A 6,311-nucleotide genomic window follows, 5' to 3' on the forward strand; every position below is an offset into this window, starting at 1 on the left:
TTAACGTCCTTTTGGAGCTCCCATGAACAAGTCTCTGCTCGGCGCGTCCGTCTTCGCGCTCGCCCTCGCCGCCCCTGCCGCCTACGCTCACGAAGCTGGCGATATTCTGATTCGCGCCGGTGCAATCACCGTGAATCCGAAGGCCGACAGCAGCAGCGTCAAGGTTGACCAAGGCCCATTGGCCGGCGCCAACCTGGGCGGCAAGGCGACCATGAGCAGCGACACCCAACTGGGCCTGAACTTCGCCTACATGCTGACCAACCACGTCGGCATCGAGCTGTTGGCGGCAACGCCGTTCGAGCATGACGTGAAGATCAAAAACACCGCCCTCGGCGCCGCCAACGGCAAGCTCGGCACCCTCAAACACCTGCCGCCGACCTTGAGCGTCGTGTACTACCCGCTGGACAACAAGTCAGCCTTCCAGCCGTATGTGGGCGCCGGCATCAACTACACCTGGATCTACGACGAGCACGTCGGCAGCCGCGCCGAACAAGCCGGTTTCAGCAACTTCAAGGCTGAGAATTCGTGGGGTTGGGCTGCGCAGATCGGCGCCGACTACATGATCAACGACAAGTGGATGATCAACGCCCAGGCGCGCTACATCGACATCAGCACCAAGGCCACCGTCGACAACAACGCGTTGGGCCAAGGCACTCGCGCCAAGGTCAATGTAGACGTCGACCCAATGGTTTACATGGTGGGCATCGGCTACAAGTTCTAATCTGGATTTTAGCAACGCCAGCTAACCAATGTGGGAGGGGGCTTGCTCCCGATGGCGGTGTAACAGTCACCTGATAAATTGACTGAAACACTGCCCTCGGGAGCAAGCCCCCTCTCCCATTCAGCTATGCCGGTAAAACCGGTCAAGCAACGCCGGTAACCCCGCCCGCCAGGCCCGAGGCTTGATGCCGAAGGTATGCAAAATTTTCTTGCACGCGAGTACCGCGTGTTGCGGCTCATCCGGCGCATCCGGGCGCGCTGCGTGCGCCTGGGCCGTGGGCGCTTCAACCGCCAGCGGGTGGAAGTGGCGCGCTTCGGTGAGGATAGCCTGGCCCAGCGCCAACGGCGTGGTCGCCTCCTGGCCGGCGTAGTGATAGGTGCCCCACAGCGGCGCCGCGCAATCAAGTTGCTTGAGCACCGAAATGATCACCCGCGCCGCGTCGTCCACCGGTGTCGGGTTACCGCGCCGGTCGTCCGCCATCAGCAACTCGTCAGGCGTCTCGGCGCGGGCCAGGAAGCGCCCGAGCGTGCCGTCAACGCTGTCATCGAGCAGCCAGCCAAAACGCAGCAGCACGTGTTGCGGGCACGTCGCGCGCACGCTTTGCTCGATGCGCCATAACGCCTGACCGCGCAGGCCCAACGGCACTGGCTCGTCTTTTTCGCTGTAGGCGGTGGCACGCGAGCCATCGAACACGCGATAGCTGGACGGTTGCAACAAGGTGATGGTGTGGTGCTGACACAGTTCGGCCAGGCGTTCGATAGCGAATTCCTGAGAAGCCAAACGAGCTTCGCTGACCGCTTCGGCCTGGAACCAGTCGAAATAGTAGGCGAGGTTGATCAACGCATCGGGACGGGTGTCGTCGAGCAATTGGGTGAGGCTCGCGGCATCCCAGCCGTCTTGGGGCGGTTTGGGTGCGAGGAAACCAATATTTTCCTCTGCACCGAGGCGAATCAGCGCCTGCCCGAGGGCATTCCCGCCGCCCAGTAACATAAGGCGCATTCGCATAGAGTGTGCAGGCCCAGTCTGTTTGGAACGATGGTTATTGTCGGCGGCCGTGTGAGCCATGCCGCAGGTCTAAACCAGAATCGTTGCATTTTGCGGGTTTGTAGCGCAACCGTCACGGATAAAGTGCGCAATTGCAACTTGTTGGAGCAGGCGCTATCAATCAATAGATGAACCTTCCTGAATCCACCGTCACGGCACTGCACGGCTTTCACCCGGCCGTCAGCGCCTGGTTTTGCAGCACCTTCCCCTCGGTGACCAGCGCACAGGCGCAGGCGTGGCCGCTGATTCGCCAGCGCCGCTCCACGCTGATCGCCGCGCCCACCGGCTCCGGCAAAACCCTCACCGCGTTCCTGGCGGTGCTGGATGACGTGGTCCACCAAGGCTTGGCCAACGGCGGCGAGCTGCCGGACGAGACGCTGGTGGTGTATGTCTCGCCGCTCAAGGCGCTGTCCAACGACATTCAGATCAACCTGCAAAACCCGCTGGCTGGCATCACCGAGCACTTGCTGCGCATGGGCCTGGCGCCGCTTAAGATCCGCACCGCCGTGCGCACCGGCGACACCCCGCAAAAAGACCGCGCGCTGATGCGCAAGCGCCCACCGCACATCCTCGTCACCACGCCGGAATCGCTGTATGTGCTGCTGGGCTCGGACTCCGGCCGACAGATGCTCAGCAGCACGCGCACGGTGATCATCGACGAAATTCACGCCATCGCCGCCGGCAAACGCGGCAGCCACCTGGCCTTGAGCCTGGAGCGCCTGCAAGCCTTGTGCAGCACGCCGCTGACGCGCATCGGTCTGTCGGCCACGCAAAAGCCCATCGAAGCGGTGTCGCGTTTTTTGGTCGGCCGCGACCGGCCGTGCGCGATTGTCGACATCGGCCACGCCCGCCCGCGCGACCTGGATATAGAAGTGCCACCGGTGCCGCTGTCGGCGGTAATGGCCAATGACGTGTGGGAGTTGGTCTACGACCGCCTCGCCGCACTCGCCCGCGAACACCGCACCACGCTGATTTTTGTCAACACCCGCCGCCTCGCCGAGCGTTTGGCCCGCCACTTGAGCGAGCGTCTGGGCAAAACCGCGGTGGCCGCGCACCACGGCAGCCTGGCCAAGGAAATGCGCCTGGACGCCGAGCAACGGCTGAAGGCCGGTGAGCTGCAAGTGCTGATCGCCACCGCGTCGCTGGAGTTGGGGATTGATATTGGCGATGTGGACTTGGTCTGCCAGATCGGCTCGCCGGGTTCGATCAACGGCTTTTTGCAAAGGGTCGGCCGCTCTGGTCACCAGGTCGGTGGCACGCCCAAGGGCCGCCTGTTCGCCACCACGCGTGATGACCTGATCGAATGCGCCGCCCTGCTCGACTGCGTGCGCCGTGGTGAACTGGACACCTTGCACATCCCAGTGGCGCCGCTGGATGTACTCGCGCAGCAGATCATCGCCGAAGTCAGCGCGCGCGAATGGTCGGAACAGGCGCTGCTCGACTTGATCCGCCGCGCCGCGCCCTACGCTGCGCTGGATGAACGCCACTATCAGGCGCTGCTGCGAATGCTTTCGGACGGCTACAACGGTCGCCAGGGTATTCGCAGCGCCTACCTGCACCGCGACGCCGTGAACCACACCCTGCGCGGCAGGCGTGGCGCCAAGCTGACCGCCGTGACCAGCGGCGGCACCATCCCCGACAACGCCGACTACAGCGTGTTGCTGGAACCTCAGAGCCTGAACATCGGCAGCGTCAACGAAGACTTTGCGGTGGAAAGTATCGCCGGGGACATCTTCCAGCTCGGCAATACCTCCTACAGAATTTTGCGCGTAGAGGCCGGCAAAGTGCGCGTCGAGGATGCACATGGCCAGCCGCCGACCATCCCCTTCTGGCTCGGCGAAGCGCCGGGGCGCAGCAATGAATTGTCCGCCGCGGTGGCGCGTTTTCAAGGGCAGTTGGATGCCCTGCTCGGCGCCAGCCCCGCTGACCTGCAGCCGGCGCTCGATTGGCTCAGCGGCACGTTGGGCCTGAACCACGCGAGCGCCGAGCAAATCCTCGACTACCTGGCCCGCACACGCTTGGCCCTTAGCGCCTTGCCGTCCCAAGACACGTTGATCATGGAGCGGTTTTTCGACGCGTCCGGCGGCACTCAGTTGATCATCCATACGCCGTTCGGCAGCCGCCTCAACCGCGCTTGGGGCTTGGCGTTGCGCAAGCGCTTTTGCCGTACGTTCAATTTCGAGTTGCAGGCCGCGGCCAGTGAGAATGCAATCGTGCTGTCTTTGTCGACCAGCCACAGCTTTGAGCTGGATGAAGTGTGGCGTTACCTGAATAGCCACAGCGCCGAACACCTGTTGATTCAGGCCGTGCTGGAGGCGCCGCTGTTCGGCGTGCGCTGGCGCTGGAACGCCGGTGTGGCCTTGGCGTTGCCGCGTTTTACCGGTGGGCGCAAGGTGGCGCCGCAGATTCAGCGCATGAAAAGCGAAGACCTGATCGCCAGCGTGTTTCCCGACCAGATTGCCTGCCTGGAAAACCTCGCCGGCGAGCGCGAAGTGCCCGAACACCCGCTGGTGGACCAAACGCTCGACGACTGCCTGCACGAAGCCATGGACAGCAGCGGCTGGCTGGCCCTGCTGCGGCGCATGGAGCGCGGCGAGGTGCGCCTGATCAGCCGTGACCTGCCGGCGCCCTCGCCCATGGCCGCCGAAATTCTCAGCGCGCGCCCGTATACCTTTCTGGATGACGCGCCGCTGGAGGAACGCCGCACACAGGCCGTGCTCAACCGGCGCTGGAGCGACCCACACAGCACCGACGACCTCGGCGCGCTGGACCTCGACGCCATCGCCGGTGTGCGCGAGGAAGCCTGGCCCGCGCCGAATGGCCCGGATGAAATGCACGAGGCGCTGTTGAGTTTGGCGTGTGTCGCCGCCGCCGAGGTCACGCCGCAATGGGCGGCATGGCTGCACGCGCTGGCCAAAGCCGGGCGCGCGTATCAATTGCACAATGGGTTGTGGGTGGCGGTGGAGCGCTTGGCTTGCTTGCAGGCGATTTACCCCAACGACTTGCCACTGCTGCCGGGTTTCGATGCGCCGTGGAGCGTTGACGAGGCGCTGGTCGAAGTGCTGCGCGCGCGCCTCGGTGGCTTCGGCCCGCTGACGCTGATCGAAATAGCAGCGCCGCTGGGTTTGCCCGTGGCCGACGTCAGCCAGGCACTCGCGCGATTGGAGCAGGAAGGCTACGTGATGCGCGGCCACTTCAGCCCGGGCGCCAGCGCCGAGCAATGGTGCGAGCGGCATTTGCTGGCGCGTATTCACCGCTACACGGTCAAGCGCCTGCGCCGCGAGATCGAGCCGGTGGCGTTGCAGGACTTCATGCGCTTTTTGTTCGATTGGCAGCACGTGTCCGACGGCACGCGCGGCCAGGGCAGCGCGATGCTCGGGCAAATCGTCGGCCAGTTCGAAGGTTACGCCGCCGCGACCTCAGCCTGGGACAGTGACTTGCTCGGCACGCGGCTCAAGGATTACTCATCCATCTGGCTCGACGAGCTGTGCCGCAGCGGCAAACTGGTGTGGACGCGCCTGAGCAACAAGGCCGGCGCCATGGCATTGCGCAGTACCCCGGTGGTGCTGTTGCCACGCAGCCAGGTGGCGTTGTGGAGCGGGCTGACCGAGTTGACCGACAGCGCCACGCTGTCGCCCAAAGCGCAAAAAGTGCACGTGGCCCTGCGCGAGCAAGGCGCGCTGTTTTTCGATGAGCTGGTGCACGAAGCGCATCTATTGCGCAGCGAACTGGAAACCGCCCTGCAGGAACTGGTGGGCGCAGGCCTGGTGAATGCCGACAGCTTCGCCGGGCTGCGCGCCCTGACCACACCCGCCAGCAAGCGCCAGGCGCGTAGCAGCCGGCGCGGGCGCGGGGCGTTTATCGGCGGCATGGACGATGCCGGGCGCTGGGCCTTGATGCGCCGCTCGCCAACTGCCGCAGGCCCACACTCGGCCGAGACCCTGGAGCATGTGGCGATGACCCTGCTGCGCCGCTATGGCGTAGTGTTCTGGCGCTTGCTGGAACGCGAGGCGGACTGGTTGCCGAGTTGGCGCGAGTTGCTGCGCACCTTCCACCGCCTGGAAGCGCGCGGTGAAATTCGCGGCGGGCGGTTTGTCAGCGGCTTGGCCGGTGAGCAATTTGCGCTGCCGGAAGCGATTCCGTTGCTGCGTGAGGTCAGGCGCAGGCCGCATGACGGCAGCTTGATCGCCGTGTGCGGGGCTGATCCGCTGAACCTGGTGGGCACGCTGTTGCCGGGCAGTAAGGTGCCGGCGGTGAGTGGCAATCGGATTGTGTACCGCGACGGTTTGCTGGCTGCGGTGATGGTCGGCGGCAAGCAGCAGATGTTTGTGGAGGAGGACCATCAGGCGGTGCAAGAGAAATTGATCAGGCATTGAGGGCTGGTGCCTGTGAGGGCCTCATCGGGAGCAAGCCCCCTCCCACAGGTGACTGTGTGAGGCCAGTCAATGGGTGAGCCCAGTCAAATGTGGGAGTCCTATCAATGGGTGAGCCCAGGCAAATGTGGGAACTCTATCAATGGCTGAGACCAGTCAAATGTGGGAATCCT

The 6,311-nt window shown here is 64.2% G+C and carries 3 protein-coding genes; 2 read left to right on the forward strand and 1 reads right to left on the reverse strand.

Annotated elements, in window-relative coordinates:
• The first annotated feature begins 22 nt into the window (after positions 1-22).
• The gene (locus tag F0169_RS19985) at positions 23-721 is read left to right on the forward strand and encodes an OmpW/AlkL family protein (RefSeq protein WP_058412844.1); all 699 of its coding nucleotides are present in this window, start codon (positions 23-25) and stop codon (positions 719-721) included.
• A gap of 120 nt (positions 722-841) precedes the next feature.
• On the opposite strand, the gene F0169_RS19990 is transcribed toward F0169_RS19985, so the two are convergent.
• Entirely contained in the window at positions 842-1,726 is an 885-nt protein-coding gene (locus F0169_RS19990; RefSeq protein WP_058412843.1) for a sugar nucleotide-binding protein, read from the reverse strand.
• 167 nt (positions 1,727-1,893) lie between these two features.
• Here F0169_RS19990 and F0169_RS19995 point away from each other — a divergent pair, with 167 nt between their 5' ends.
• Positions 1,894-6,141 carry a DEAD/DEAH box helicase gene (locus F0169_RS19995; RefSeq protein ID WP_152747427.1) on the forward strand — a complete coding sequence of 1,416 codons (4,248 nt, stop codon included), beginning with the start codon at positions 1,894-1,896 and terminating at the stop codon, positions 6,139-6,141.
• The last annotated feature ends 170 nt before the right edge of the window (positions 6,142-6,311 follow it).

Source organism: Pseudomonas kitaguniensis (genome assembly GCF_009296165.1).
Lineage (GTDB): Bacteria > Pseudomonadota > Gammaproteobacteria > Pseudomonadales > Pseudomonadaceae > Aquipseudomonas > Aquipseudomonas kitaguniensis.

What these genes read in the sequence shown, in the direction of transcription:
- F0169_RS19990 (WP_058412843.1), bottom strand. Translation starts at nt 1,726, where the DNA reads ATGCGAATGCGCCTTATGTTACTGGGCGGCGGGAATGCCCTCGGGCAG.
- F0169_RS19995 (WP_152747427.1), top strand. Translation starts at nt 1,894, where the DNA reads ATGAACCTTCCTGAATCCACCGTCACGGCACTGCACGGCTTTCACCCG.
- F0169_RS19985 (WP_058412844.1), top strand. Translation starts at nt 23, where the DNA reads ATGAACAAGTCTCTGCTCGGCGCGTCCGTCTTCGCGCTCGCCCTCGCC.